This window comes from Microbacterium forte (assembly GCF_031885415.1).
Lineage (GTDB): Bacteria > Actinomycetota > Actinomycetes > Actinomycetales > Microbacteriaceae > Microbacterium > Microbacterium forte.
On the sequence record NZ_CP116871.1, the window covers coordinates 876981 to 902078 of the forward strand.

The following is a 25098-nucleotide window of genomic DNA, read 5'->3' on the forward strand; positions in this document are numbered from 1 at the left end:
TCCTCGAGCAGTGGTCACCTGCCGACGCGGAGCGTCGGCAGACCGAGGGATACGGCACGCGTGCCATCGCCGGACGTCGGTGCCGGCACTGCACAGGACTCTGCCTGTCCTCGGTCCCAGGCGTCCCCGCCACGCGTGCGACGGATCTGCAACGGGAGGCCTGTCGGGTCGTCTGCGAGCAGGTGGAAGGGCGCCGCATGGGTGATCGTCACCGAGACGACATCACCGGGCCGTGGGACAGCGGAACCGGGAGTGACCTCGAAGTGGACGAGTCGGTTGTCCTCGGCGCGTCCGGTCAGACGGTGGGTCTCGGCATCCTTCTTGCCTTCGCCCGTCGACACGAGGACATCGACCTGGCGTCCGACCTGCTTCTGGTTCTCCTCGAGGGAGATACGCTCCTGAAGCGCCATGAGCCGGTTGTAGCGCTCCTGCACCACAGCCTTGGGAATCTGGTCCTCCATGGTCGCGGCGGGTGTGCCCTCACGGATCGAGTACTGGAACGTGAACGCACTCGAGAACCGGGCCTGTTCGACCACCCGCATCGTGTCTTCGAAGTCCTCCTCCGTCTCACCGGGGAATCCGACGATGATGTCGGTGGTGATCGCGGCGTGCGGAATACGATCACGGACGCGATCGAGGATCCCGAGGAATCTCTCGCTGCGGTACGACCGGCGCATGGCCTTCAGGATGCGGTCGCTGCCGGACTGGAGCGGCATGTGAAGCTGCGGCATCACGTTGGGAGTCTCTGCCATCGCGTCGATCACATCGTCGGTGAAGGCGGCGGGGTGAGGACTCGTGAAGCGGATCCGCTCGAGCCCGTCGATCTCGCCTGCGGCGCGGAGCAGCTTGCCGAAAGCCTGGCGATCCCCGAACTCCACGCCGTAGGAGTTGACGTTCTGTCCGAGCAGAGTGACTTCGATGGCGCCGTCTTCGACGAGCAGGCGGATCTCATTGAGGATGTCGCCCGGGCGGCGGTCTTTCTCCTTGCCCCGAAGACTCGGAACGATGCAGAAGGTGCACGTGTTGTTGCACCCGACCGAGATCGACACCCAACCGCTGTGCGCAGAATCGCGCTTCGTCGGAAGCGTCGAGGGGAACACCTCGAGCGACTCCAGGATCTCGAGCTCGGCGTCACCGTTGTGGCGCGCGCGCTCGAGAAGGCCGGGAAGCGAACCCATGTTGTGCGTGCCGAAGACGACGTCGACCCACGGCGCTTTCTCCAGCACGGCCTGCTTGTCCATCTGCGCCAGGCAGCCGCCCACGGCGATCTGCATCCCGTCCTTGCGTCGCTTCACCGAGGCGAGCTGGCCCAGGGTTCCGTAGAGCTTGCCTGCGGCATTGTCGCGCACCGCGCACGTGTTGATGATCACCACGTCGGCCTCGGCACCGTCGGTCACGCGGACATATCCTGCGCTCTCGAGCGAGCCAGAAAGTCGCTCGGAATCGTGGACGTTCATCTGGCAGCCGAAGGTGCGGACCTCGTAGGAACGCTGGCGTCCATCAAGATCGATTGCTGCGGACGATGACGCGATGATCGTCGGCTCACTGCGAGGGATATTCATGATCCCCCCATTCTACGAGCGGTTGCGCGACACCGCCGCTGAGGCGAGGGGCTCGAGCCCCTCGCCTCAGTCAGTCCGAGTCGACGAATCGAACCCCGGATGAAGACGAGCCGAAAGAGGTCTCAGCAAGGGCAGACTTGGCGGCTGTCATCGCGACCGAGCCGTTGTAGCCACGGCGGGACAGCTGACCGACCAGACGTCGCAGCGCTGTGTCGCCGTCGAGACGAGACATGGCTCGTGCTTTCGAGCGTGCGTACTCGAGTGCGCGCTCGGCGTCATCGTCGGGAACGTCGTCAAGGGCCGCATCGATCACATCGCGAGGAATGCCCCGTTGCGAGAGCGCCCTCGACAGCGCAACTCGTCCCTGCCCCTTGCGCTCGATCCCGGATGTCACCAGCTGGCCGGCGAGAAGCGTGTCGTCGAGGTACCCTCGTCGACAGAAATCATCGATCACATCATCGATCGCACCCGCATCGAGCCGCACGGCGTTCTTCTCATAGCCCCTCAGCACCATCCGCGCTTCCGACAGAGAGAGCGAACGAGTCCGCAGCTTGCGGACGAGGAGCTCTTCTGCGTCGGCACGCAATTGGGAGGGGTCGACGCCCGGGACATCGTCGAATCCCAGATCCTGCGACTGCAACGCGCGCAGACGCGGTGCGGACCGAGCCGCTGCGCCGCGAGCAGGATGTCGCTCACTGGGCCCACGAGAGTCGATGGGCGCGACGGGATTCGAATCGCGGCTCGAGACGCCCCCTGTCGACTGCCACACCCCGGCGTCGGGCGCCGAACGAGCTGTCGCGCTTTCGACCTCCGGACCTTCCCGGTCGACCGACTTCGCGCGTGTGTCGTCACGACCGAAAAGGGGGATGATGGGGGCGAGCTGCTCAGGCCCGCCCCCGCCATCACTCATGGTTCACTCCGGGTGTTCCCCAACCGCGAACCATCACGCTCATGCCGGACGACGCTCGGCGAGCTCGTCAGCAGGTGCCTCGGTGGCTCCTCCGATGCCGAGCTTTTGCTTGATCTGCATCTCGATCGCAAGCGCGACATCGGGGTTCTTGAGGAGGAACGTCCGCGCGTTCTCCTTGCCCTGGCCCAGCTGGTCGCCGTCGTAGGTGTACCACGATCCGGACTTCTTCACGATGGCGTGCTCGACACCGAAGTCGATCAGGCTGCCCTCGCGCGAGATGCCGACGCCATACAGGATGTCGAACTCCGCCTGCTTGAACGGCGGTGCCATCTTGTTCTTCACCACCTTGACCCTGGTGCGGTTTCCGACTGCATCGGTGCCGTCCTTCAGCGTCTCGATGCGGCGGATGTCCATGCGAACCGACGCGTAGAACTTCAGCGCCTTTCCACCCGCGGTGGTCTCGGGCGATCCGAAGAAGACGCCGATCTTCTCGCGCAGCTGGTTGATGAAGATCATCGTGGTGTTCGTCTGGTTGAGTCCACCCGTGAGCTTTCGCAGTGCCTGCGACATCAGTCGAGCCTGCAGACCCACGTGGGAGTCACCCATCTCGCCCTCGATCTCGGCCCGAGGCACGAGAGCCGCGACGGAGTCGATGACGATCAGATCGATGGCGCCGGAGCGGACGAGCATGTCCGCGATCTCGAGCGCCTGCTCACCCGTATCGGGCTGCGAGACGAGAAGAGCGTCGATGTCGACACCGAGCTTCGCGGCGTAGTCGGGGTCGAGCGCATGCTCGGCATCGATGAAGGCGGCGATCCCGCCGGCACGCTGGGCGTTTGCAATCGCGTGCAGCGTGAGCGTCGTCTTACCCGAGGACTCGGGGCCGTAGATCTCGACGATTCGTCCACGCGGGAGCCCTCCGACGCCGAGGGCGACATCGAGAGCGATCGAACCGGTCGGAATGACGGCGACGGGTGCGCGCTCGTCGCTGCCCAGTCGCATGACCGAGCCCTTTCCGAACTGACGGTCGATCTGGGCGAGTGCAGTCTCGAGGGACTTCTCGCGGTCAGCGGGTGATGGCATGACGTGCTCCTTATGCTCGCGTGGTGCCGCCTGTAGGCTGTCGCGGTCCTCCCGGCTGGGCGGAACTCTCCGACAAGGCGTATGGCTCTTCGGCTTGCTGTTCACCGTACGAGGGGCCTCGGACATTGCGTCGTCAGCTCCGCGAATCAGGGAGAACACCGTCTCCGAACCACTTGTGCAGAAGACTACGCCCGTTTCGAACACATATTCGACGACACGCCGTCACGGCATGTCGTTAGTCGAACGCTCGTCGTATGCGTCGGAGGGTCATCGCTTGCGCGGCTCGAGGCGCCCGGCGCCGTGCCGCCGCTCCTGAGGCACATCGGTCTCGGCGCACAGCGCCAGCCAGATGTCACGCGGGGGAACGCCCGCGTCCAGAGCCTGGTCCGCAGTGCGTCCGGCGAGCTGGGTCAGAATGAGGTCACTGACGAGGGACGACCCTCGACCACCGAATTCCGCGTCGACTGCGCGGAGAAACTCACTGCGACGCATCAGAGAACGAAGAGAATCCGACGCTCAGTGAAGCGAAAGCTCTGGCTCGACGGAAGCCACGAGGTCATCGGGAACGACATCGGGGAAGACCTGGATGCCCTCGAGAACGGAGATGCGGTCGCCGACCTCTCGCATGATGATCGAGATGGGAACATCCAGAGCATCGGCCACCGAGGCGAGAATCTCGCTCGACGCCTCTTTCTGGCCCCGCTCGACCTCACTGAGATAGCCCAGGGCCACGGATGCCTTGCTTGCAACCTGCCGGAGCGTACGCCCCTTCTGCAGGCGGAAGTCCCTCAGCACATCGCCGATTTCCTGTCGTACAAGAATCATCGGAACCTCCTCCCAGATCGCCTTCTCGAGGTCTCCCTCGAGGAGACCGCCAGTCTAGTCCTACCGACCTTCACAAAATCTACCTTCGCACGCTGTGCTTTCGGTGTGAGCACATAGGACATAACGGAACCCGCGCATCAGCTATTCCCGCAGGATCCGCACGAGCATGGCCACGGCCGCATCGACCGTCTGAGCGCGGATCTGGGCGCGATCGCCGTCAAACCTGAATGCCTCGCTCACGGACGTGTACGGGGTCACCACGGCGATGTGCACCGTGCCGACGGGCTGACCGTCGGGTGAGTCCGGTCCCGCGATCCCCGTGGTCGAGACGCCAACGTCAGCAGGGACTCCGGAGACCTGCAGCGCGCGACGCGCCCCAGCCGCCATCTGCAGCGCCACGTCGGGGTGCACGGGCCCGTACGCATCGAGCAGGTCGTCGTCGACCCCCAGAAGCGTGTGCTTCACAGGGGTGGCGTAGGCGACGATCGCTCCGCGCAGCGACGCCGACGCGCCTGGCACCGAGACGAATTCCGCAGCGAGAGCCCCGCCCGACAGCGACTCCGCGATACCGAGGGTCCAGCCACGCTCGATCAGCGCGGCGAGCACCTCCGACGCCGACGCCGACGTCACGACGGCTGCCGTGCCCCTCGCACCTGCGCCACGATGTAGTCGATGCCACTCGCGACGGTGAGGATCAGCGCCAGGATCATCAGGATCGCCGTTCCGACCACCCACAGCTGGGGTCCTATCACCACGTGCAGCGGGAGCAACGCCCAGGAAAGAGCCACGGCCTGAACCGCGGTCTTGATCTTGCCCATCCACGCGGCCGCCACGACGTGCTCCTTCGCGACCATGAGGCGGTGGATCGTGATGCCCCACTCGCGGATCAGGATCACGATCACGACCCACCAGTTGAGCTCCCCGAGCACGGCGAGTCCGATGAAGCCCGCTCCCGTGAGCAGCTTGTCAGCGATCGGATCCCACAGCTTGCCGAAGTCGGTGACGATGTTGTGGCGACGCGCGAGGTAGCCGTCGACCCAGTCGGTGGAGATGCCCACGACGAACAGGATCGCCGCAACCCAACGGATGACGATGTCATCGAGCCCGTAGGTACCGCCCATCAGGAGCAGGATGAAGAAGATCACCGCAAGCGGTATACGCGCGATGGTGATCGCGTTGGGGAGCTGCCGTGGAATAGCCATCAGTCTCGTCCTGTCAGTCCCCAGGCGTCTTCGTCGCCGTCGTCTTCAGCTTCGACCACCGGCAGCCCCTGGAACTGGGCCTCGACCGGGTCGTGCGGTGCTCCGGCCGCGGTTGCGGCAGAAGTGGGAGCGGCCGGCTTCGGTGGAGCGTCGTCGCCGCGCAGTTTCGCCATGACCTGGGGCAGCTGCTCGGCCGTCGCCAGCACGTCACGCGCCTTGGAGCCCTCAGACGGGCCGACGATCTCTCGCGACTCGAGGAGGTCCATCAGGCGACCCGCCTTGGCGAATCCGACGCGCAGCTTGCGCTGCAGCATGGATGTCGATCCGAACTGCGACGACACGATGAGTTCGGCGGCCGCGAGGAGAAGCTCGAGATCGTCCCCGATGTCCTCGTCGACCTCCTTCTTCTTCGTGGGCTCGAGTGCTTCCTGCACGTCCGCGCGGTAGTCGGGACGAGCCTGACGGGTGACGTGCTTGACGACCGCGTCGATCTCCTTCTCGTCGACCCACGCTCCCTGCAGACGGAACGGCTTGGATGATCCCATCGGCGAGAACAGCGCGTCGCCCTGGCCGATGAGCTTGTCGGCACCGGGGCTGTCGAGGATCACTCGGCTGTCTGTGACGCTCGTCACCGCGAACGCGAGGCGCGACGGGACGTTGGCCTTGATCAGACCGGTCACGACGTCGACGCTGGGGCGCTGGGTGGCGAGCACCAGGTGGATGCCGGATGCTCGCGCGAGCTGGGTGATGCGGACGATCGAATCCTCCACATCGCGCGGGGCGACCATCATCAGGTCTGCGAGCTCGTCGACGACCACCAGCAGGTACGGGTACGGCTTGAGCACGCGTTCGCTGCCGACAGGGAGCTCGACCTCACCGGCGCGCACCGCCCGGTTGAAGTCGTCGATGTGGCGGAATCCGAACGACGCGAGGTCGTCGTACCGCATGTCCATCTCCTTCACGACCCACTGCAGCGCCTCGGCGGCCTTCTTGGGATTCGTGATGATGGGCGTGATCAGGTGCGGAACGCCCGCATAGCTCGTCAGCTCCACCCGCTTCGGGTCGATCAGGACCATCCGCACGTCCGTGGGCCGAGCGCGCATGAGCAGGCTCGTGATCATCGAGTTGACGAAGCTGGACTTACCCGACCCTGTGGAACCGGCGACCAGGAGGTGCGGCATCTTCGCGAGGTTCGCGATGACGATGTTGCCGCCGACGTCTTTTCCGACGCCGATCGTCATCGGATGCGTGCTCTTGTGCGCCGCGGGCGACCGCAGCACATCGCCGAGCGCGACCATCTCCTTGTCGGCATTGGGGATCTCGATGCCGATCGCGCTCTTGCCCGGGATCGGCGAGAGGATACGCACATCGTTGGACGCGACCGCGTAGGCGAAGTTGTTGCTCAGCTGGAGGATCTTCTCGACCTTGACACCGTGGCCGACCTCCACCTCGTACTGGGTGACTGTCGGGCCACGAGAGAATCCGGTGACCTTCGCGTCGACCTTGAACTGGGTCAGCACGCTCGTGATCTGTTCGATCACCTTGTCGGTCGCTTCAGAACGCATGACCGGCGGCGGTCCTTCGACCAGCAGCCCCGGCGAGGGAAGCACGTAGGGGGTCACGGGCGCCTGCGGCCCCTTCTCCCCCGGCCCCGGGGTTCCGAAGCCGTCGAGTCCCGGCAGCTCGGGCATCTCGCCCGTGTCGGACTCGTCGTCGAGGAGCGCCGTGGTCTGCTGCCCGGCCAACGACTCGGTCACCGAGCGCACGTCGGACAGCACCTCCGTCGCGGCATCCGAGGCGTTCTCCACGACGACGGCCTGGTCGTATGCAGGAGTCGGCTCCGAGGTGGTGAGCAGAGCGGTGATGTCGTCGGATCCGAGAGTGCCCTCGTCGGGGTCCTCCTCGCGGCCGGTCTTGTTGCGTCGCCACCATGGCAGGACATCAGGATCGTCGACCTTGTCTGCCTCGTCGATCGCAGCGGCATCCTTCGCGGGCTTCTCAGGCCGCTCGGCGTCGAACATCCACGCATAGAGATCCCCGAGCCGCTGACCGATGCGGTTCGGCGGAGTCTTGGTCAGGATCAGGACGCTGAGAGCAGCGACCACCGACAGCACGATGTACGCGCCCACCGGGGTGAGGTACGACAGCGGCTCCCCGAGCATCCACCCGAACAGCCCGCCTGCCTCGCTGAGTGCGGGCATGCCGTCCTTGGGCTGCGGTCGCACGAGCAGGCCCGCGGAATCGATGCGGCCGGCCGCGGTATGGCAGAAGCCCGCGAGGGCGAGGATGAAAAGTCCGAACCCGATGCCGATTCGACCGTTGTCGTGCACCGACGAGGGATGCCGGAACAGCCAGCCGGCGAGCAGCAGGAGCAGGACCGGCATGACGAAGGCCACGCGTCCGACGAGAAGCCCTACCGAGTAGGCGCTGATGTTGGCAGCGACCTCGTTGCCGATGAAGAACCATTCGTTGACCGCACCGGCGATCGCCAGCAGCACGAGCAGGAACGGGAAGCCGTCGCGCCGATCGTCCTTCTCGAGGGTCTCGGGTCCGAAGGCTCGGAACAGTCCGCCGACACCGTGGGCGAGCCCGTTCCAGGCCCGCACCGCCACCGGGGGCTTGTCGATCTCGTCGATGTACTTCTTGGGCGCTGCCTGAGCCTTCGGAGCAGCCTGCCTCTTCGGGCGAGGCGTGGCGCTCTCGGACGCGCGCGCTGACTTCGTGGTACTCCTGGCCATACTCTCACGTTACGTCCAGAGGGCGACATAGGCCCGTAATGACGCGGCATTCCGCGGTCTTCCGCCGGCGGGCGGCGATGGTTCAGGACGTGCGGTACACCATCGTGTCGCGGACGCTCCCTGCGTCGGTGACCACGAAGCCCTCCGATCGGTACAGGGTCCGCGCGAAGTTGTCCCGTTCCACGCTGAGGCTGAGCCGAGGGTGCCCTTGGTCACGAGCGTGGACCACGAGACGTCGGAGCAGCGTGCGACCGACTCCGTGAGCACGCCAGATCGGCTGCACGCCGATGATGAGCTCCGGCACGGCGGTCCCGACGAATCCGAAACCCGCGTCGTCCGGCGACAGCATGCGATACCACGCGGCGCCGATCGGGCGCCCGTCGGCATCGACGGCGAGGAAGCCCGCATCCGCCGGCCGCATCCATCCGGCCACATAGCGCCGGTGCTCGACCGCGGTGAGGATCTCGTGGCGTGGTCGTGCTGCGCCCGAACGCCAATTCGCCGCCTCGACGACCATGTCGCCGAGGAAGCTCCCGTCCGCCTGTACGGCGGGTTGGATCGAGAAGACGTCCGGCATGAGGTGAGCGTACGCCGCCGGCGTTACAGCCGAGTGTCGGTCGACTGTGAACCCGCAGGCGACGCAGCTCCGATCACGCCTCGATGACGAGTGGGACGATCATCGGACGACGACGCAGCTTCTGGTTGACCCAGCGCCCGATCGTGCGGCGGATGACCTGCGAAAGCGCATGGGTGTCGCGCACGCCGTTGCCGGAGGCTTCCTTGAGCGCTGCGATGATCTTCGGCGTCACGTCGTCGAAGACGGAATCGTCTTCAGCGATGCCGCGCGCGTGGATCTCGGGTCCCGAGATGATGCGCCCCGTCGCGGCGTCGACGACGACGATCACCGAGACGAAGCCCTCTTCAGCCAGGATCCGGCGGTCCTTGAGGTCGGCGTCGGTAATCGCGCCGACAGTCGAGCCGTCGACATACACGAACCCGAGGTCGAGCTGACCGACGACGCGAGCGTCGCCATCCTTCAGATCGATGACGGTGCCGTTCGAGGCGATGATGGTGCGCTCGGCGTCGATCCCCGTGTCCTGAGCCAGTTTCGCGTTCGCGATCAGGTGACGGTACTCGCCGTGGACGGGAAGCACGTTCTTGGGCTTGAGGATGTTGTAGCAGTAGATCAGCTCGCCGGCTGCGGCGTGCCCCGAGACGTGCACCTTGGCGTTGGCCTTGTGCACGACGTTCGCGCCGAGCTTGGTCAGTCCGTCGATCACGCGGTACACAGCGTTCTCGTTCCCGGGGATCAGGCTGGAGGCCAGGATCACGGTGTCGCCCTCACCGGGCTCGATCGCGTGGTCGAGGTTGGCCATCCGGCTGAGGACGGCCATGGGCTCGCCCTGCGAGCCGGTCGACATGTAGACGATCTTGTCGTCGGGAAGGTCTCGCGCCTTCTTGTAGTCGATCAGCAGGCCGCTCGGCACCTTCAGGTAGCCCAGGTCCTCGGCGATCGTCATGTTGCGCAGCATGCTGCGCCCCAGCAGTGCCACCCGGCGCCCGTGCGCCGCTGCGGCGTCGAGGACCTGCTGCACCCGGTGCACATGGCTGGAGAAGCTCGCGACGATGACGCGCCTGGGAGCCTTGCCGATGACCTGGTCGAGCACGGGTCCGATCGAGCGCTCGGTGGGCGTGAAGCCCGGCACGTCGGCGTTGGTCGAGTCGACGAGGAAGAGGTCGACTCCCTCCTCGCCCAGGCGGGCGAAGGCACGGAGGTCGGTGATGCGTCCGTCGAGCGGCAGCTGATCCATCTTGAAGTCGCCGGTCGCCAGCACGAGGCCGGCGGGGGTGCGGATCGCGACGGCGAGGGCATCGGGGATCGAGTGGTTGACCGCGACGAACTCGAGGTCGAACGGTCCGACCTTCTCGCGCTGCCCCTCTTTCACGGTGAGCGTGTACGCCTTGATGCGGTGTTCCTTGAGCTTCGCCTCGACGAGCGCGAGGGTGAGGCCGGAACCGATCACGGGGATGTCGCTCTTCAGACGGAGCAGATACGGGACCGCGCCGATGTGGTCTTCGTGCCCGTGTGTGAGGACGACGCCGACGATGTCGTCGAGGCGGCCCTTGATCGGCTCGAAGTCGGGCAGGATCAGGTCGACACCCGGCTGGTGCTCCTCAGGGAAGAGCACGCCGCAATCGACGATCAGGATCTTGCCGTCGAACTCGAAGATGGTCATGTTGCGACCGATCTCGCCGAGGCCGCCGAGTGGGGTGACCCGCAGCGTCCCCTCGTCGAGTGCTGCGGGTTCTGCGATCGGGGTGGACATGCTGTCTCCTCAGTCGGACACTCCACGCGTCCGTTCGTTCGTTGTGACGCGGCTCGCCGCGCCCGGTGTCAGCGGGTCGTGCCGTGCACCTTCGGCAGGGCACCGCCCGCGGCCGCGTTGCGGTCGGGGCGGAAGTTGGAGAAGTCTGCGCCGGGGACGTCCTTCACGAGATCGAGCTCGTCCTCGATGAGAGCGGCCTCCCACTCTTCGGGACCGACGAGCGGCAGACGGACGCGAGGGCTCGAGATACGGCCGAGCCCGTGCAGGATGTACTTCGCCGCGACGGTGCCCGGCACGTGCGTCATGACGGCGCGCACGAGAGGCTCGAGCCGCTTGTGCTCAGCGGTCGCGGTCGTGAGGTCGCCGCGGTTGACGGCATCGATGATGGTCCGGTACGGCGCTGCCGCGACATTCGCGGTCACCCCGATCAGACCGGTCGCGCCGATCGCGAGGTGCGGCAGCACGTTGGCATCGTCACCCGAGAAGTACATGAGGTCGGTCTGATTCAAGACGCGGCTCACCTCGGAGAAGTCGCCCTTGGCGTCCTTCACGGCGAGGATGTTCGGGTGCTTCGCGAGCCGGAGGATGGTCTCGTACTTGATCGGCACGCCCGTGCGACCGGGGATGTCGTAGAGGATCACCGGGAGATCGGTGGCATCGGCCACGAGCCGGAAGTGGGTCAGGATGCCGGCCTGCGTCGGCTTGTTGTAATACGGCGTGACGATCATGATGCCGTCTGCGCCGGCCTTCTCACTCGCCTTGTACAGCTCGATCGCGTGCGCGGTCTCGTTGGATCCGCCGCCCGTGATGATCTTGGCGCGGCCGGCGGACACCGACTTCCCGACCTCGACGAGCTTGAGCTTCTCGGGGTCCGTCAGGGTCGAGGTCTCGCCGGTCGTTCCCGTCACGACGATCCCGTCAGCACCGGCGGTGATGACGTCATCGATGTGCTTCTCGACGGCGGGCCAATCGACTTCACCGTCGGCCGTCATCGGAGTGACGAGCGCGACGAGAACCTGTCCGAAAGGGTTGCCCGAGTGCGTCATGCCCCCAGCGTATCGGTTCGCGTGCCGCTCACCCAGACGGGGCCGGGCGGATGACGTCTCCGCGGGCGATCTCGATCTTCTCGCGGAGCACCAGACCGGACAGCTCTCCGACCGTCACCTCTTTCACGTGCTTCCGGAACATCTCGATGCCGGTGATCCGCGTCTGCGCCTGCAGAGCTCCGTCGCGCACCACCACGATGTCGTCATCCACTCGCAGCACGCCAGACGTGACCGTGCCCGTCGCCACTGTTCCGCGTCCGGTGATGGTGAAGACGTCCTCGACCAGGAACTCGGTCGACCCCGAGGGCACCGACAGCGAAGCGGGCGCCGGAACGCGAGTGCTGTCGCCCGTCGCCGTCTCCCCCGCGACGCCGGAGGTCATCGCAGCGAGTCGCGCGGCCTCCGCTTCGTTGTATCGGCGCAGCATCTCGTTGGCATCCTCAGAGTCGCGCTTGCGCCCGAACAACCATCCCATGCAGTCGATACTAGGGATCCGAATAGGCTCGACTCCATGGCATGGGTCACACGCGCGTCGTCGACGGTGTACGAGAACCGGTGGATCGAGGTGCGCGAGGACCAGGTCACGGGCCCCGCGGGCGACGGGATCTACGGCGTGGTGACAATGCGGCATCCGGCGGTCTTCGTGGTCGCGCTCGATGACGAGGACCGCGTCTGCCTCGTCTCCCTCGAGCGCTACACGACAGGCATCTCGATCGAGGTGCCTGCCGGGGGAAGCGACGGCGAAGATCCGCTCGTGGCCGCGCAGCGAGAGCTGCTCGAGGAGACGGGGTTCGTCGCCGACGAGTGGACGTCGCTCGGGACCATGAACGCGCTCAACGGGATCGCCCACGCACCCGAGCATGTGTTCCTCGCCCGCGCCATGACACGGGCGGATGACTCGACGCACACCCGAGCGGAGGAGGGCATCGACGCCGTCACCTGGGTGCCTTTCTCCGAGGCGCTCAGCATGATCGCGGACGGCCGGATCACCGATGGAGAGACCGTGGCAGCGATCGCCTACGCCGGCATCCGCCTCGGTAGATTCCGCTGATCCGCGCAGCGATCGCTCGTGCCGGAGTGCCGTCGGCCTTCAGATCAGACGCGGCCTCGTCGCGCGACACCGGCGGTCAGCGCGCTCGGCACCAGACTCGCGATCGCCACGATCGCCTTGTAGCGCAGCGAGGGAATCGAGACCGCCCTGCCCCGTGCCGCGTCCCGGAGCCCCTCGCGCACCACGTCACGTGCGTCGAGCCACATGAACGCAGGAACACCCTCGTGCCCGGGTGCGAGCCCCATCCGCTCGTGGAACGACGTATGCGTGAAACCGGGGCACACCGCGGTCACGCTGACCTTGTCGGAGGCGTACTCGACGTTCGCCCAGCGGCTGAAGCCGATGAGCCAGCTCTTGCAGGCCGAGTAGGTCGAGCGGGAGATGAACCCGGCGACGGACGCGACGTTGATGATGCGGCCCCCGCGGCCGCGCATCGACCCGAGTGCCGCATGCATGAGACGCATCGACGCCTCGACGTGGACGCGGAGATGACGCACCTCGTCGTCGATGTCGTTGTCGGCGAACTGCAGCGGCAGGCCGAATCCGGCGTTGTTGATCAGCAGATCCACCGGATCGGAGGCGTCGCGGAGACGGTCGGCCACGCGGTCCACATCGGCGGCCTCCGCGAGATCCGCGACGAGGATTTCGACTGCGATGCCGTATTCGCTGCGCAGCTCGGCGGCGACACTCTCGAGAGCGTCCGCCGACCGCGCGACGAGCACGAGGTCGGCGCGCCGACGGGCGAGCTGACGAGCGAACTCGACACCGAGTCCGGCGCTGGCACCTGTGATCAGCGCGGTGGGCATCAGCGCTCGTATCCGAGGAAGCGGTAGCGGATGCCGGAGCGGGACGTCTGCCACTCCCCCTCGTCGACGAGTCGCCACCCGGCCTTGGACGGCGCGTAGGCGTCACCGGTGACATCGATGTCGAGCTCGGTGACCTCGAGGCGGTCGGCGTCGGCGATCACGAGTCGGAAGATCTCGGCTCCGCCGATGATCCAGACCTTCTCATGGCCTCGCACCGCATCGGTCACGGCCGCCGCACGACGGGCACCTTCCGCGGACCAGTCCTGCTGGCGGGTGATGACGATGTTCTCGCGTCCGGGGAGCGGACGGAAACGCTCCGGAAGCGAGTCCCAGGTCTTCCGTCCCATGATCACGGGCGCGCCGAGCGTGATCTCCTTGAAATGCGCGAGATCCTCGGGGACGTTCCAGGGCATGCCGCCCTCTGCTCCGATGACGCCGCCGTGGGCCTCCGCCCAGATCAGTCCGACCCACGTCATACCGCCACCGCCGCCCGGATCGGAGCGTGGTGCTGGTAGTCCTCGACGATGAAGTCGTCGTAGCCGTAGTCGAGGATCGACTCCGGCTTTCGAGCGAACCGCAGCGTCGGGTACGGGTATGCCTCGCGAGTCAGCTGCTCGTTCACCTGCTCGAGGTGGTTGTCGTAGATGTGGCAGTCGCCGCCCGTCCAGACGAAGTCGCCTGGCTCGAGTCCGACCTGCTGCGCCACCATGAGTGTGAGCAGGGCGTAGGACGCGATGTTGAAGGGGACGCCGAGGAAGAGATCGGCGCTGCGCTGATAGAGCTGGCAGGAGAGCTTGCCGTCTGCGACGTAGAACTGGAAGAGCGCATGGCAGGGAGCGAGCGCCATGTCAGGGATGTCCGCCGGGTTCCAGGCAGACACGATGAGTCGACGCGAGTCCGGAGTCTGACGGATCTGCTCGATCACCTGCGCGAGCTGATCGATGCTCTCGCCGTCGGGAGTCGGCCAGCTTCGCCACTGGACTCCGTAGACGGGGCCCAGATCTCCCGAGGCATCGGCCCACTCGTCCCAGATCGTGACGCCGTGGTCCTGCAGCCATTTCACGTTCGAGTCGCCCCTGAGGAACCACAGGAGTTCGTACGCGATCGACTTGAAGTGCACGCGCTTCGTCGTGATCAGGGGGAACCCCTGTGAGAGGTCGAAGCGGATCTGCCTGCCGAAGACGCTGGTGGTCCCGGTGCCGGTTCGATCCGACTTGTGGGTGCCCGACTCCAGCACGTCTCGGAGAAGGTCTTCGTACGGCGTCGGGACGGCTGCGCTCATGTGTGCCAGACTACCCGCCCCGAGGACGGAAGAGTCGGATCGTCACGATGCGACACATCGTCCTCGACGCTCTCAGATCGCCGTATTGTCGAGCCATGTCTCCCGTGCTCGCCCTCGGTGTCGCCGCAGCGCTGCTCGTGCTCGCCGTCGCCATCGGCGTCGTGCTGCGTCTGCTCGACGGACGGCGTCGCCGCGGCGGTCACCTGCGTTTCGATCCGGTCGATGCCGGTGACTCGCAGCTGGGCGCCCGAGCGACCTTCGTGCAGTTCAGCACGGAGATGTGCACTCGCTGTCCTCAGGTGCGGCGGATGCTGAGCGGCTACGCCGCCGAGACGGACGGGCTGAACCATGTCGAGGTCGATCTGACGCATCGGCCCGATCTGTCGGCCCGCTACAGGGTCCTGCAGACACCGACGACATTCGTCGTCGACGGTTCAGGCGCCGTCCGCGCACGATTCCACGGAGTGCCGCATCGTCACGCACTGAGCGAAGCGCTGGCCGCCGTATGAGACAGACGAGGACGGAACGCAGATGACCACACCCGCAGGCATCGACCCACGAGGGCCGCGCTTCGCAGCCACGATCACGACGGTGCTGCTGCTCGTCGCGACGTTCCTCGGGCTCATCGGCATCTCGACCGCCAGGACGTTCGGCTGGTTCGCCTATCAACCGCTGGCGTCAGCCGACCTGGATTCGGACACCTGGGCTGTCAGCTCGGCGACGCTCGCACAGCGCGCGCTGGACCCGGCGTTCCTCCTCACCGTCGTGATCGCCGTGCTGTTCCTGTGGGGTGTGCTGTCGCCGAGGACCGCGCCCTGGGGTGTGCTCTTCCGAAGGCTGGTGCGTCCGAGACTGGCACCTCCGAGCGAGCTCGAGGACCCGCGCCCTCCCCGCTTCGCTCAGGGGGTCGGTCTCTTCGTCGTGACGATCGGTCTCCTGCTGCATCTCGCCGGCGTGCCCTGGGCGCTGCCCATCTCGACCGCTGCCGCCTTCATCGCGGCGTTCCTCAATGCCGCGTTCTCGTTCTGCCTCGGCTGCCAGATCTATCTGCTGCTGCAACGAGCAGGCGTCATCGGCCGCGCTGCGTCCGCCTGAGGCTGCAGTTCCGCCGCGAGCGACCGGTCGATAGGCTGGCCGAACACGCGATCCGCACATCGAGCAGCGCGCGAGACAACGGAGGAATCATGCCCGTCACCAGCGAAGCAACCACCACCTGGACCGGATCCCTCGCAGAGGGCTCGGGCACAGTCGCGTTCTCCTCGTCGAAGCTCGGCACCTTCCCGATCAACTGGAAGGCTCGCAGCGAGGGCAGCGACACCACCACCACCCCTGAAGAGCTGATCGCCGCGGCTCACGCCTCGTGCTTCAGCATGGCGCTGTCTCACGCGCTCTCGGAGAACGGCACTCCGCCGGAGCGCGTCAACACGAGCGCCTCGGTCACCTTCAAGCCCGGGGTCGGAATCAGCGGGAGCCACCTGAACGTCAACGCCGTCGTTCCGGGGCTCTCCCCCGAGGACTTCCAGAGGATCGCCGCTGAGGCGAAGGTCGGCTGCCCGGTCTCCCAGGCGCTGGCCGGCATCGAGATCACGCTCGAAGCCACGCTCGCCTGAATCGGATCAGCCGCGAGCGACGCGAATAGCCTCGCGGATGCTGGCGCGGGCGTCCTTGCGGCGCCCCGCCGCATCCTGAACCACGCCGAGTCGGTACCGCGCGCGCCAGTCAGTCGGCGCGGCGTCCGCTTCCTCCGCATACCTCGCGATCAGCGGGTCGGCGTCGGCTCGGGCGATCCGACCGCTCGGAGTGAGTTCGGACTCCGCCTCGGGCATTCCCCCTTCGGCATCGAGCGCGCGCCCCAGCCGATCGGCCGCGAACCCGAACTGCATCTCGCGGACGAGCGCCCAGGCGCCGATCGGAGCGAGCACGATCAACGCCACGCCCATGCCGATCGACACCGGTGTCCCGACGGCGAAGAACATCACGGCCAGCCACACGGAGACCGCCAGATAGACCAGAAGCGCCGCGGCCATCAGACCGACGCCGATGCGCGACATCACGAGCGGATGCCGATATCGATCATGCTCTCCAGCCCGACGAAGACCCCGTTAGCCTGAGCCGCGAACGGGACCGCCAGACGGATACCCGGAGCGTACGCGAGCGCCGGCTCGACCGTGTCGTGAGTGAACGTCAGGGATTCACCCGGCCCCGAGAGGATGACCTCCTGCTTGGCGATGACGCCAGGGCGCCGGAGCGAATGGATCGGCACGCTGCCCACCTGCTGCCCCCTCGCACGCTGGTCGGCATGCGGAGCACTGACGGGACCCTGCTCGGCTCGAGCCGCGGCGATGAGTTCCGCGGTGCGCACCGCGGTGCCGCTCGGAGAGTCGACTTTCGCCGCGTGATGAGCCTCGACGATCTCCGCCGATCCGAAGAATGGCGCAGCTGCCGCAGCCAGCGCTGAGCCCAGCACCGACCCCAGCGAGAAGTTCGGGATGAAGACAGCACCGGTTCCGGCGTTCTCGACCAGCGGACGCACCAGAGCGATGCGCTCCGTGGACCACCCGGAGGTCGCGACCAGGACGTTGATCTGGCGTTCCACCGCAGCGCGCACGACATCGACGCTCACCTGAGGCGTGGTGGCGTCGATCACGAGATCCGCCCCGTCGAGTTCAGCGAGGTCGCTCCGAGAGGTGAGCACGCGACTCACCTCGAAGCCCTCGAGCCCGTCGATCACCGCACCGATGATCGATCCGAGCTTCCCGGTTCCGCCGACGAGTGCTACCTGCGTGGTCATGCGTTCAGTCTATTTCTCGGGGGCACCACGACCGCCGCGGCGGGCCGGGGTATCGGGAATCAGACCGACATCGCGTCAGGGATGCCGGTGCGCAGCTCGAACGGAAGATGCCCGGTGTCGTTGTGGGTGAGCAGCGTCCACGGACGCCCCTGCTTCTGCGCGATCACGGTCAGCCCGCAATGCGCCTGATTGAGAGTCATCCATCGCCACTCCGGTGCGCCGAGGACCTCCCGCACGAACCACGAGATCACGAAGTTGTGGGTGATGAGCACCTCGTGCACGTCGCCCGGCTTGCGCACCAGGAACTCGTTGACCGCGTCGAACATCTGGGCACGGCCGGCGTCGAGCTCGGCCTCGGTGACCGAGCCGAAGAACGGCTCGTACGCTGCGGGCGTCTCGTCGGTCATTCCCGTGGGCACGCAGTCGAAGAGGAGGGCGGTCGGTTCGGGGTCGACCGACGGGAGTCGGTGCGCGATCGCCCGTGCCGTCTCGTTCGCGCGCAGGAGAGGCGAATGCCACACGGCATCGAGCGGAAGTCCGGAGAGCCGGTCGGCGATGAGTTCGGCCTGACGCTGGCCGCGTGGCGACAGGGGGCCGTCGGCGAGACCGTGTTCGGCGTCCTGATGTTCACCGTGTCTGACCAGATATATGTAATGCGTCACAAACTCGCTCGCTTCATCGACAGCATCCGCCGGGATTCACTCCACCCTATGCCAGGTCTGTGACAGAGGCGTTACGACGCTCAGTTGCCGGCGCGGGTGAGTTCGGCGACCTGTGCGCGCGAGAGCGTGACGCCGGCGCCCTGCATCAGCTCGTCGACATGGTCGCTCGCGAAGGCGTTGACGATCGGTGCCGCGATGGTGCGCTGCGCGAGCAGCCAGGCGATCGACACGGCTGCCACCGGAACCTCGAGTTCGATCGCCACCTGGTCGAGAGCGCGCAGGATCTTCGTGCCACGACGGTTGAGGTGACCACGCAGCTGCTCTCCGCGCACGCCCTGCGAGGTGAGCGCCTTGCTGCGGTGCCTGCCGGACAGGAAGCCGTGCTCGAGAGCGTGCGACGGCGTGACTGCGAGGCTCTGTGCGCCGGCGACGAGACGCAGATCGCCCTCGAACGGCTGACGACGGATGAGGTTGTACGGAGAATCGATCACCTCGATGCGCGGGTACCCCGCGGATGCGAGGATGCGCGCCTCGACGAGCCGCTCGGGTGCGAATCCATACGCCCCGAGGGCGCCGATCTTGCCTGCGTCGATCATCCACTCGACGGTCGCGAGGGTGTCTTCGAGGTTCGTCGTGCGGTCGAGCGTCGCGTCGAGATACAGCACGTCGATACGGTCGACGCCCAGACGCGTGAGCGAGCCTTCGACCGCGCGCACGAGGTTCACCGAGCCGAGACCCGGGTTGTCTGCGTGGGCGCCGATCCGCACACTCAACAGGGCGCGATCACGTCGCCCCCTGGACTGCAGCCACTGGCCGATGATGTGCTCGCTGCGTCCGCCGGAGAACCCGTCTGCCGTGTGGATCGCGTTGCCGCCGAACTCGACGTAGCGGTCGAGGATGCCGTGGCTCGTCTCGAGATCGACGTTCCAGCCGAACTCGGCCGCGCCGAGCATCAGCGGGAAGGTCTCGAGTCCGGTCTCGCCGAGAGGTACGCGGATGCTCTCTCCTATTCCCGGGCCGACGATGGGTATGGGCGCGGAGGGGTGCTCTGCCGTGCCCTGCTGCGCACGCTCCACCGACGCTCCTGCGCCTACGCCGAACAACCGCATATCCTCACCCCCGTCGATCGGTGCGTACCGACCTACGTCACTGCCTCGAATGCACCCCCCGGTGCGTACTTTCGAGAGTAAGCGAGATCCGCGAACGCGCTGACCAATCCAGGGAACGGCGCGAGAACTTCCGATAACGGTTTGGTCACATCGGATACGACGAAGCCCGAGCCGTCCGCGAGGACGACCCGGGCTTCGTCAAGAAGCGCCGTCGATTACTCGGCTGCGGCCTCTTCGCCTGAAGCTGCGTCCGCTGCGGGAGCGTCATCGAGCACGGGCTCGAGCGACAGCTTGCCGCGGTCGTCGATCTTCGTGATCTTCACGAGGATCTTCTGGCCGACCGAGAGCACGTCGTCGACGTTCTCGACGCGCTTGCCACCGGCGAGCTTGCGCACCTCGGTGACGTGCAGCAGGCCGTCCTTGCCAGGAAGCAGCGAGACGAATGCACCGAACGTCGCGATCTTGACGACGGTTCCGAGGAACTGCTCGCCCACCTCGGGGTTGGTCGGGTTGGCGATCGCGTTGACCTGGGCACGGGCGGCCTCGGCCGAGGGGCCGTCGGTCGCGCCGATGTAGACGGTGCCGTCCTCCTCGATGGAGATCTGCGCACCGGTCTCGTCCTGGATCGCGTTGATCGTCTTGCCCTTCGGGCCGATCAGCTCGCCGATCTTGTCGACCGGGATCTGCACGCTGATGACGCGAGGCGCGGTCGGCGCCATCTCGTCGGGAGCGTCGATCGCGGCGTTCAGGACGTTGAGGATCGTCAGACGAGCGTCGCGGGCCTGCGTGAGCGCACCCGCGAGGACCGACGTCGGGATGCCGTCGAGCTTCGTGTCGAGCTGGATGGCGGTGATGAACTCGCCGGTGCCCGCGACCTTGAAGTCCATGTCACCCAGAGCGTCTTCCGCACCGAGGATGTCGGTCAGCGCCGCGTAGCGGGTCTCACCGTCGACCTCATCGGAGACGAGACCCATGGCGATGCCGGCGACGGGTGCACGCAGCGGCACGCCCGCGTTCAGCAGCGACAGGGTCGACGCGCAGACAGAACCCATCGAGGTCGAGCCGTTGGAGCTCAGCGCCTCGGAGACCTGACGGATCGCGTAGGGGAACTCCTCGCGGCTCGGCAGAACCGGCACGAGGGCGCGCTCGGCGAGGAAGCCGTGCCCGATCTCGCGACGCTTCGGCGAGCCGACACGGCCGGTCTCACCGGTCGAGTACGGCGGGAAGTTGTAGTGGTGCATGTAGCGCTTGCTCGTGACGGGCGACAGCGAGTCGATCTGCTGCTCCATCTTGAGCATGTTCAGCGTGGTGACACCCAGGATCTGGGTCTCGCCGCGCTGGAAGATCGCGGAACCGTGCACGCGCGGGATGACCTGCACCTCGGCGTCGAGCGGACGGATGTCCGCCAGGCCACGACCGTCGATGCGCGCGCCCTCGGTGAGGATGCGGCCGCGGACGATCTTCTTCGTGACGGACTTGTACGCCGCGGAGAACTCGAGCGGCGCGGCGGCAGGAAGGTTGCCCGCCTCGGTCGCCTCGATGAGCTCGGCCCGGACGCGGTCCTTGATCGCGTCGTCCGACGTCTGACGCTCGACCTTGTCGGCGATCTGGTAGACGCCGACGAGGTCGTCGTAGGAACGGCCTGCGACGAAGTCGTAGACCTCCTGGCTGTATGCCGGGAAGACCGGGTAGACGCCCGGCTCCTTGGACGAGGTCGCTGCCAGCTCTGCCTGAGCCTTCACGAGCTGAGCGATGAACGGCTTCGCTGCCTCGAGCCCCTGCGCGACGATGGTCTCGTCGGGCTTCGTGGCGCCGGCCTTGATCAGGTTCCAGCTGCCCTCGGTGGCCTCAGCCTCGACCATCATGATCGCGACGTCTTCGGTGCCATCGGACTTGGTGACGACGCGGCCGGCGACGATCAGGTCGAACACGGCCTCCGACACCTGCTCGGCGTTCGGGAACGCGACCCACTGGTCGGCGTGCTCGCCGTGACCGGGGATGAACGCGAGGCGCACACCGGCGACGGGACCGGAGAACGGAAGGCCCGAGATCTGCGTCGACGCCGAAGCGGCGTTGATCGCGAGAGCGTCGTAGAACTCTCCCGGAGCGATCGACATCACGGTGATGACGACCTGGACCTCGTTGCGCAGACCGTCGACGAACGACGGGCGCAGCGGACGGTCGATCAGACGGCAGACGAGGATCGCCTCGGTGGAGGGGCGACCCTCACGACGGAAGAACGAACCGGGGATCTTTCCTGCGGCGTACGAGCGCTCTTCGACATCGACCGTCAGCGGGAAGAAGTCGAAGCCCTCGCGGGGGTGCTTGCCCGCGCTGGTGGCCGAGAGGAGCATGGTCTCGCCGTCGAGGTACGCGGCGACTGCGCCCTGAGCCTGCTGCGCGAGGCGGCCGGTCTCGAAGCGGATGGTGCGGGTGCCGAAGCGGCCGTTGTCGAGAACGGCCTCGGTGGCGGTGATTTCAGGACCTTCCAAGAGGTCTCTCCTTCTTTGTTTAGACTCGCGAGTCCGTGTGACGCGCGAGCGCATTCATGAAGGAGCGGGTTCTGACGGATATGGGCGCGCGGGCATTCCCGCGAATCTCACCTGCGCTGGCCACCAGTAGAAAGCCACCCGACGTCGCGCCGAGGAACCCACCACAGGGGACCAGCTCTCCGCCGATCGCTCCATGAGTCGATATGAAATTGTCCGGTCGACATACGCCGACCGCGTCCAGCCTATCAGCGGGGCATTGAAAGTCCTCGCTCCGGCTGTCCTTCCACGCCGCGACAGCCCGGAAGTCAGCCGACGGTGACATCGCTCGGGGCGCTCGATCGCCCGAGATAGACGTAGTCGTCGTGCTTCGCGACCCGCCCGTCTCCCGCCGTGCGTCCGTGCAATCGTCGCCATACCCATGGCAACGCGTGCCGACGCCACCAGAGCCCCGCCCCGATCGGCTCGTTCTCGTGCAGAGCCGCGTCCAGGGCTCCGAGGGCGTCGGCATGCGGCACGGCGAGCATCTCCCCCGCCCGGTACGCGAGGAATCTATGTCCTCGGCTGCTCAGGTGCACGAGGTCCTCACCCCAGTTCGGGCGTTCGGGGAGCGAGGGGTGCAGGTCCGTGTCGATCAGGATCGCGCCGGTGCGTGCCGCGACGCCCGTGAGTGCCGTGGCGAATGCCGCGAACCGCTTCGTGTACATCGCGGCCGCGCGCCGACGGGGAAGGAACGGGGTGACGAGGAGGACATCCGCTCCGGTGCTCCGGAGGCGCGTGACCGCACCCTCGAGCTCTGCGGCGAGCGCCGCCACGTCGACGTGGGGCTTCACGAGGTCGTTGGCCCCGATGAGGATCGACACGAGATCCGGTTCGAGTTCGAGTGCCCGGGGAAGCTGCGTGGCGCACACGTCGCGCACGCGCTTGGACCTGATGGCGAGGTTCGCGTAGTGGAGCCCCCCTCGTGCGGCGAGCAGAAGCGCGAGTCGGTCGGCCCATCCGCGCAGCGCTCCGTCGGGTGCAGGGTCGCACAGTCCCTCGGTGAGCGAGTCTCCCAACGCCACGTATCGCTGCCAGCGACGCGCGTCGACGGGGACACTGGGCTCCGGGCGCGTCAGGCGGCGAGCGCGCAGTCCGGCATCCACAGCACGGAGCTCTCGTGCCTCGTCGAAATGTCCCAGCAGCTGATCGCAGATGCTCGACCAGCTGCGCCCCTGCACCGCCGCGAGTCCTGCTTCGCCGAAGGCCCGGCGTTTGCGCGCGTCTCCGGTGAGATCGGCGACGCGCATGCGCAGGTCGTCGAGATCGCCCGGCCGATAGAGCCATCCGTCGATCCCCATGCGCACGAGCCCGAGGGGACCGCCTCGTCCGGTGGCGATGACGGGCACCCCGCTCGCGTGCGCCTCCTGCAGGGTCTGGCCGAAGGTCTCGCTCTCCCCCGGGTGCACGAACACATCGAACGATGCCATCGCTTCCGCGAGTGCATCGCCCTCGAGGTGCCCGAGGAAGAGAGCGTCGGGCAGCAGCGCTTCGAGCCTGGGCCTGCTCGGGCCGTCACCGACGATCACGAGACGCGTCCCCGGGATCGTCTGCAGCACACCCAGGTCCTCGACCTGCTTCTCCGGGGCGAGTCGGCCCACATAGCCGATCACGACCTCCGACCCCCACTCCGCGCGCAATGTCACGCTGCGTCGGTCGGGTCGAAAACGCTCAGCATCGACGCCTCTGCCCCACCGGCGGATGCGATCGACACCGAGTTCGGCGAGCTGCTGCGCCGAATCAGCCGATGGTGCCAGCGTCAGGGTCGCCCGCCGGTGGAGCCGAGCGATGTGCGACTGCGCGACGCCCGTCGCCGCGGGGATGCGGTACCTCTGCGTGTACGCCGCCACATCGGTCTGATACGCGGCGACCGATGCCACGCCGAGGTGCTCCGCGGCGAGCGCGCCTCGCCAGCCGAGGGCGAAGGGGGAGGCCAGATGAACGACATCCGGACCGAAACGGCGCAGCGATGCCGCGACCTGGCGTGCCGGCGAGGTGCCCACCCGCACGTTGCGGTAGCCGGGGAGCGCGAGGCTGGGCATGGATTCGACAGCGGCGCCGTGGACCCGAGCGGGCATGCCGACCGCATCGGGTGCGATCACGTGCGCGTCATGGCCTGCGCGTTCGAGGTGGCCGAGGATCTGCAGCACGGATCCGGTGACACCGTTCATGTGCGGAAGGAAGGACTCTGTCACGATCGCGACTCTCACAACCTCAGGATGCTGCCAGCGTCAGCCGCGAGACGCGGGAAACGACCCCTGGCACCAGAAGTTCACCGGATGCTGGAGCGCTGGTCACCGGCTATGCGGACGTTGGTTCCCGTTCACCTGCGCCGAGCACTGTGGAGGCGTGCCGTCCGATCTGCTCAGCAGCCCGTGGGCCCTCGTGATCATGGGCCTCCTCGTGCTCGGCGACTCGTTCTTCGTCGTCGTCCCCGGAGAGATCGCTGTGACCGCCCTGGGGGCCATCGCGTCGACCACGGGCGCTCCCCCGCTCTGGGCGGTGATCGTGTGCGCGGCAGCGGCGGCCGCAGTCGGTGACACCGCCTGCTATCTCATCGGTCGCACCGTCGGCACCGAGCGCTGGCGATGGATGCGTGCGCCGCGTGTGCGCCAGGCCCTCGACTGGGCCCGACGCCGCCTCGAAGGCGGGACAGCGACGGTGCTCTTCACCGCTCGGTTCGTGCCGTTCGCGCGATTGGCGATCAATCTCGTCGCCGGCGCCTCGCATATCGCCCCGGGTCGATACCTGCTGCTCGTCGCAGTGGCGGCTCTCGGATGGGCTGCGTACCAGGCGTCCGTCGGTGCCGTCGTCGCCGCGCTGGTGCCGGGCGGCCCTGTCGTCGCGATCGCGGTGTCGGTCGCCATCGCGGTGGGACTCGGTGCTGTGATCGACGTGGTGTCCCGCCGGTCCCGGAAGTGATCCACCCACCGGTCAGGAGCGTGCCCTAGGCTGGCGAGCATGAGCACCGAAGAAGGCGCCTCCTCCAGCGAGGAGATGAAGCGCAAGTTCAAGGAAGCGCTCGAGAAGAAGAACGCGCACCACCGGCAGGGCGAAGCCCACCTGGATGGCGACTCCGCCGTCCACGGCGCGCCCGCCCCGCAGACGCGGCGCGAGTTCCGACGCAAGAGCGGTTGACCACACGGATGCGGGAGCCGACCAGCGTCGACTCCCGC

At 67.0% G+C, this 25098-nt stretch carries 27 protein-coding genes; 6 read left to right on the forward strand and 21 right to left on the reverse strand.

Annotation, left to right across the window (positions count from 1 at the left end; genetic code table 11):
• Positions 1–14 precede the first annotated feature (14 nt).
• The 12 genes from miaB to OB895_RS04480 form a co-directional block, all read right to left on the reverse strand.
• Positions 15–1562: a tRNA (N6-isopentenyl adenosine(37)-C2)-methylthiotransferase MiaB gene (gene miaB, locus OB895_RS04425; RefSeq protein WP_311879266.1), complete on the reverse strand. Its 1548-nt coding sequence runs from the start codon at positions 1560–1562 to the stop codon at positions 15–17.
• A gap of 70 nt (positions 1563–1632) precedes the next feature.
• Positions 1633–2472: a regulatory protein RecX gene (locus OB895_RS04430; RefSeq protein ID WP_311879267.1), complete on the reverse strand. Its 840-nt coding sequence runs from the start codon at positions 2470–2472 to the stop codon at positions 1633–1635.
• Between the two features lie 39 nt (positions 2473–2511).
• Positions 2512–3555, reverse strand: a complete 1044-nt coding sequence (recA, locus tag OB895_RS04435) for a recombinase RecA (protein ID WP_311879268.1) — start codon at positions 3553–3555, stop codon at positions 2512–2514.
• A 267-nt stretch (positions 3556–3822) separates the two neighbouring features.
• Positions 3823–4047 (reverse strand): DUF3046 domain-containing protein, encoded by a 225-nt coding sequence (locus tag OB895_RS04440; protein WP_042541771.1) that lies wholly within the window; start codon positions 4045–4047, stop codon positions 3823–3825.
• A gap of 24 nt (positions 4048–4071) precedes the next feature.
• A complete protein-coding gene (locus OB895_RS04445; RefSeq protein WP_042541772.1) occupies positions 4072–4380 on the reverse strand; it encodes a helix-turn-helix domain-containing protein in 309 nt (102 codons plus the stop codon).
• A 141-nt stretch (positions 4381–4521) separates the two neighbouring features.
• Positions 4522–5010 carry a CinA family protein gene (locus OB895_RS04450; protein ID WP_311879269.1) on the reverse strand — a complete coding sequence of 163 codons (489 nt, stop codon included), beginning with the start codon at positions 5008–5010 and terminating at the stop codon, positions 4522–4524.
• Positions 5007–5582, reverse strand: a complete 576-nt coding sequence (gene pgsA, locus OB895_RS04455) for a CDP-diacylglycerol--glycerol-3-phosphate 3-phosphatidyltransferase (RefSeq protein ID WP_056376621.1) — start codon at positions 5580–5582, stop codon at positions 5007–5009. The genes OB895_RS04450 and pgsA overlap by 4 nt, the downstream gene beginning before the upstream one ends.
• Positions 5582–8320, reverse strand: a complete 2739-nt coding sequence (locus OB895_RS04460; protein ID WP_079112685.1) for an FtsK/SpoIIIE family DNA translocase — start codon at positions 8318–8320, stop codon at positions 5582–5584. The genes pgsA and OB895_RS04460 overlap by 1 nt, the downstream gene beginning before the upstream one ends.
• A gap of 82 nt (positions 8321–8402) precedes the next feature.
• A complete protein-coding gene (locus OB895_RS04465; protein WP_311879270.1) occupies positions 8403–8897 on the reverse strand; it encodes a GNAT family N-acetyltransferase in 495 nt (164 codons plus the stop codon).
• 73 nt (positions 8898–8970) lie between these two features.
• The gene (locus tag OB895_RS04470; RefSeq protein WP_042541777.1) at positions 8971–10647 is read right to left on the reverse strand and encodes a ribonuclease J; all 1677 of its coding nucleotides are present in this window, start codon (positions 10645–10647) and stop codon (positions 8971–8973) included.
• A 68-nt stretch (positions 10648–10715) separates the two neighbouring features.
• Entirely contained in the window at positions 10716–11693 is a 978-nt protein-coding gene (gene dapA / locus OB895_RS04475) for a 4-hydroxy-tetrahydrodipicolinate synthase (protein ID WP_042541778.1), read from the reverse strand.
• A gap of 28 nt (positions 11694–11721) precedes the next feature.
• Positions 11722–12168 carry an EF-Tu/IF-2/RF-3 family GTPase gene (locus tag OB895_RS04480; protein ID WP_082508924.1) on the reverse strand — a complete coding sequence of 149 codons (447 nt, stop codon included), beginning with the start codon at positions 12166–12168 and terminating at the stop codon, positions 11722–11724.
• Positions 12169–12204: 36 nt separating this feature from the next.
• Here OB895_RS04480 and OB895_RS04485 point away from each other — a divergent pair, with 36 nt between their 5' ends.
• Positions 12205–12744 carry an NUDIX domain-containing protein gene (locus OB895_RS04485; protein WP_311879272.1) on the forward strand — a complete coding sequence of 180 codons (540 nt, stop codon included), beginning with the start codon at positions 12205–12207 and terminating at the stop codon, positions 12742–12744.
• Positions 12745–12788: 44 nt separating this feature from the next.
• Here OB895_RS04485 and OB895_RS04490 read toward each other — a convergent pair whose 3' ends face one another.
• From OB895_RS04490 to OB895_RS04500, 3 genes are read right to left on the reverse strand one after another with little or no spacing between them, the layout of a single operon-like run.
• A complete protein-coding gene (locus OB895_RS04490; protein ID WP_311879274.1) occupies positions 12789–13550 on the reverse strand; it encodes an SDR family NAD(P)-dependent oxidoreductase in 762 nt (253 codons plus the stop codon).
• Positions 13550–14026 (reverse strand): dihydrofolate reductase, encoded by a 477-nt coding sequence (locus OB895_RS04495; RefSeq protein ID WP_311879275.1) that lies wholly within the window; start codon positions 14024–14026, stop codon positions 13550–13552. The genes OB895_RS04490 and OB895_RS04495 overlap by 1 nt, the downstream gene beginning before the upstream one ends.
• Positions 14023–14832, reverse strand: coding sequence for a thymidylate synthase (locus OB895_RS04500; protein ID WP_042541782.1), 810 nt, complete (start codon positions 14830–14832; stop codon positions 14023–14025). The genes OB895_RS04495 and OB895_RS04500 overlap by 4 nt, the downstream gene beginning before the upstream one ends.
• 95 nt (positions 14833–14927) lie before the next feature.
• Here OB895_RS04500 and OB895_RS04505 point away from each other — a divergent pair, with 95 nt between their 5' ends.
• The 3 genes from OB895_RS04505 (at position 14928) to OB895_RS04515 (ending at position 16442) form a co-directional block, all read left to right on the forward strand.
• A complete protein-coding gene (locus tag OB895_RS04505; protein WP_311879277.1) occupies positions 14928–15341 on the forward strand; it encodes a thioredoxin family protein in 414 nt (137 codons plus the stop codon).
• Between the two features lie 22 nt (positions 15342–15363).
• Positions 15364–15927 carry a DUF4395 domain-containing protein gene (locus OB895_RS04510; protein ID WP_042541784.1) on the forward strand — a complete coding sequence of 188 codons (564 nt, stop codon included), beginning with the start codon at positions 15364–15366 and terminating at the stop codon, positions 15925–15927.
• 89 nt (positions 15928–16016) lie between these two features.
• Complete coding sequence (locus OB895_RS04515) at positions 16017–16442, forward strand: OsmC family peroxiredoxin (protein ID WP_042541785.1); 426 nt, start codon at positions 16017–16019, stop codon at positions 16440–16442.
• A 6-nt stretch (positions 16443–16448) separates the two neighbouring features.
• Here OB895_RS04515 and OB895_RS04520 read toward each other — a convergent pair whose 3' ends face one another.
• The 6 genes from OB895_RS04520 to OB895_RS04545 all read right to left on the reverse strand — a co-directional run bounded on the left by OB895_RS04520 (position 16449) and on the right by OB895_RS04545 (position 24117).
• A complete protein-coding gene (locus tag OB895_RS04520; RefSeq protein ID WP_052493003.1) occupies positions 16449–16883 on the reverse strand; it encodes a hypothetical protein in 435 nt (144 codons plus the stop codon).
• Positions 16883–17623: a 4-hydroxy-tetrahydrodipicolinate reductase gene (dapB, locus tag OB895_RS04525; protein WP_042541787.1), complete on the reverse strand. Its 741-nt coding sequence runs from the start codon at positions 17621–17623 to the stop codon at positions 16883–16885. The genes OB895_RS04520 and dapB overlap by 1 nt, the downstream gene beginning before the upstream one ends.
• Before the next feature lie 59 nt (positions 17624–17682).
• Positions 17683–18285: a histidine phosphatase family protein gene (locus tag OB895_RS04530; RefSeq protein ID WP_042541788.1), complete on the reverse strand. Its 603-nt coding sequence runs from the start codon at positions 18283–18285 to the stop codon at positions 17683–17685.
• Positions 18286–18365: 80 nt separating this feature from the next.
• Positions 18366–19394 (reverse strand): aldo/keto reductase, encoded by a 1029-nt coding sequence (locus OB895_RS04535; protein WP_042541789.1) that lies wholly within the window; start codon positions 19392–19394, stop codon positions 18366–18368.
• 215 nt (positions 19395–19609) lie between these two features.
• On the reverse strand, positions 19610–21886 hold the full coding sequence (locus tag OB895_RS04540; RefSeq protein WP_042541790.1) for a polyribonucleotide nucleotidyltransferase: 2277 nt from the start codon (positions 21884–21886) through the stop codon (positions 19610–19612).
• A 305-nt stretch (positions 21887–22191) separates the two neighbouring features.
• Positions 22192–24117 carry a GDSL-type esterase/lipase family protein gene (locus OB895_RS04545; RefSeq protein WP_228385691.1) on the reverse strand — a complete coding sequence of 642 codons (1926 nt, stop codon included), beginning with the start codon at positions 24115–24117 and terminating at the stop codon, positions 22192–22194.
• 154 nt (positions 24118–24271) lie between these two features.
• Between OB895_RS04545 and OB895_RS04550 the strand changes: the two genes are divergently transcribed.
• Both OB895_RS04550 and OB895_RS04555 read left to right on the forward strand, forming a co-directional pair.
• Complete coding sequence (locus OB895_RS04550; RefSeq protein WP_311879281.1) at positions 24272–24844, forward strand: DedA family protein; 573 nt, start codon at positions 24272–24274, stop codon at positions 24842–24844.
• 39 nt (positions 24845–24883) lie between these two features.
• Positions 24884–25060, forward strand: coding sequence for a DUF5302 domain-containing protein (locus OB895_RS04555; protein ID WP_091232420.1), 177 nt, complete (start codon positions 24884–24886; stop codon positions 25058–25060).
• The last annotated feature ends 38 nt before the right edge of the window (positions 25061–25098 follow it).

What these genes read in the sequence shown, in the direction of transcription:
- OB895_RS04510 (WP_042541784.1), top strand. Translation starts at nt 15,364, where the DNA reads ATGACCACACCCGCAGGCATCGACCCACGAGGGCCGCGCTTCGCAGCC.
- OB895_RS04505 (WP_311879277.1), top strand. Translation starts at nt 14,928, where the DNA reads ATGTCTCCCGTGCTCGCCCTCGGTGTCGCCGCAGCGCTGCTCGTGCTC.
- pgsA (WP_056376621.1), bottom strand. Translation starts at nt 5,582, where the DNA reads ATGGCTATTCCACGGCAGCTCCCCAACGCGATCACCATCGCGCGTATA.
- OB895_RS04500 (WP_042541782.1), bottom strand. Translation starts at nt 14,832, where the DNA reads ATGAGCGCAGCCGTCCCGACGCCGTACGAAGACCTTCTCCGAGACGTG.
- OB895_RS04485 (WP_311879272.1), top strand. Translation starts at nt 12,205, where the DNA reads ATGGCATGGGTCACACGCGCGTCGTCGACGGTGTACGAGAACCGGTGG.
- OB895_RS04555 (WP_091232420.1), top strand. Translation starts at nt 24,884, where the DNA reads ATGAGCACCGAAGAAGGCGCCTCCTCCAGCGAGGAGATGAAGCGCAAG.
- miaB (WP_311879266.1), bottom strand. Translation starts at nt 1,562, where the DNA reads ATGAATATCCCTCGCAGTGAGCCGACGATCATCGCGTCATCGTCCGCA.
- dapB (WP_042541787.1), bottom strand. Translation starts at nt 17,623, where the DNA reads ATGACCACGCAGGTAGCACTCGTCGGCGGAACCGGGAAGCTCGGATCG.
- OB895_RS04520 (WP_052493003.1), bottom strand. Translation starts at nt 16,883, where the DNA reads ATGTCGCGCATCGGCGTCGGTCTGATGGCCGCGGCGCTTCTGGTCTAT.
- dapA (WP_042541778.1), bottom strand. Translation starts at nt 11,693, where the DNA reads ATGACGCACTCGGGCAACCCTTTCGGACAGGTTCTCGTCGCGCTCGTC.
- OB895_RS04465 (WP_311879270.1), bottom strand. Translation starts at nt 8,897, where the DNA reads ATGCCGGACGTCTTCTCGATCCAACCCGCCGTACAGGCGGACGGGAGC.
- recA (WP_311879268.1), bottom strand. Translation starts at nt 3,555, where the DNA reads ATGCCATCACCCGCTGACCGCGAGAAGTCCCTCGAGACTGCACTCGCC.
- OB895_RS04490 (WP_311879274.1), bottom strand. Translation starts at nt 13,550, where the DNA reads ATGCCCACCGCGCTGATCACAGGTGCCAGCGCCGGACTCGGTGTCGAG.
- OB895_RS04460 (WP_079112685.1), bottom strand. Translation starts at nt 8,320, where the DNA reads ATGGCCAGGAGTACCACGAAGTCAGCGCGCGCGTCCGAGAGCGCCACG.
- OB895_RS04440 (WP_042541771.1), bottom strand. Translation starts at nt 4,047, where the DNA reads ATGCGTCGCAGTGAGTTTCTCCGCGCAGTCGACGCGGAATTCGGTGGT.
- OB895_RS04445 (WP_042541772.1), bottom strand. Translation starts at nt 4,380, where the DNA reads ATGATTCTTGTACGACAGGAAATCGGCGATGTGCTGAGGGACTTCCGC.
- OB895_RS04495 (WP_311879275.1), bottom strand. Translation starts at nt 14,026, where the DNA reads ATGACGTGGGTCGGACTGATCTGGGCGGAGGCCCACGGCGGCGTCATC.
- OB895_RS04430 (WP_311879267.1), bottom strand. Translation starts at nt 2,472, where the DNA reads ATGAGTGATGGCGGGGGCGGGCCTGAGCAGCTCGCCCCCATCATCCCC.
- OB895_RS04535 (WP_042541789.1), bottom strand. Translation starts at nt 19,394, where the DNA reads ATGCGGTTGTTCGGCGTAGGCGCAGGAGCGTCGGTGGAGCGTGCGCAG.
- OB895_RS04515 (WP_042541785.1), top strand. Translation starts at nt 16,017, where the DNA reads ATGCCCGTCACCAGCGAAGCAACCACCACCTGGACCGGATCCCTCGCA.
- OB895_RS04480 (WP_082508924.1), bottom strand. Translation starts at nt 12,168, where the DNA reads ATGGGATGGTTGTTCGGGCGCAAGCGCGACTCTGAGGATGCCAACGAG.
- OB895_RS04470 (WP_042541777.1), bottom strand. Translation starts at nt 10,647, where the DNA reads ATGTCCACCCCGATCGCAGAACCCGCAGCACTCGACGAGGGGACGCTG.